Here is an 849-nt window from a genome sequence, read left to right on the forward strand (position 1 = left end):
CAATCAAGACGTGTGGCATTATCATCTCCATGTTTACCCTAGATATGTGAATGATCAACTTTATCTGACAAAGGGTTCTCAGTCCGATCCAGATGAACGCTCTTTCTATGCTGATAAGTTGCGTTCTTGGATAAAGGAAAACATTTAAGGTCTAGGAGGAGCGAATGGTTAATGGTGAAGAACCAGCAGAGGTATTAATACCGATTGAAAAAAAGTTATTAATTTTTGTGGGTGTACAAAGATACATTACGTTCTGTTGGAATGTTATAAATACGATGAAAAATGGTTAATGAAGGAAATCTCGTCGCGGACAAATTTAAAAAAGATTGTGTCCGATGGAGCTGTGAAGTATATTACAGATAAAATGACGAGGAGGGATGGAAAAAAAGTACAAGAGGATTGGACAGGGCTAGTAGAACTGCTGCGGTATGGCAGGCGAACGGATCACCAGGTTTCACCCTGGGGTCTTGACGGGAAAGGCTGCGCGTGATTGGCGTCTGTCTTTCCCGTTCGGGCGAGCTAGCAACTGATTATGAGCTGAGGTAGGTGATGGAGTCTTGGATAAGTTGAATATTGGCATCATTGGATTAAGGTTCGGAAGTACCGTAATTGAGAATTTGCAAGCGGGGATTGGAAGCGATTACTTCTACGTCTATGCAGTCTGCGATATGGATCAGTCTAGGACGGACGACGTGGCACGGAAAGTTGGCGCGAAACCATACTATTCCGTTGAAGGCCTCCTTGCAGACCCTGAAGTTCATGTCATAGGGTTGTTCACCCCTCCGGAAGGAAGGGCTAAGTTAATCGATCAGATCATATGTTCAGGTAGACATGTGATCACAACGAAAC

Annotated in this window: 1 protein-coding gene; it reads left to right on the forward strand. The window is 43.8% G+C overall.

The window, feature by feature from the left end; translation table 11 throughout:
- Positions 1-557: 557 nt before the first annotated feature.
- On the forward strand, positions 558-849 hold a 292-nt coding region (locus AC1DWB_RS36340; RefSeq protein WP_477545899.1), incomplete at its 3' end, for a Gfo/Idh/MocA family oxidoreductase.

This window comes from Paenibacillus sp. P4_E11, assembly GCF_056401635.1.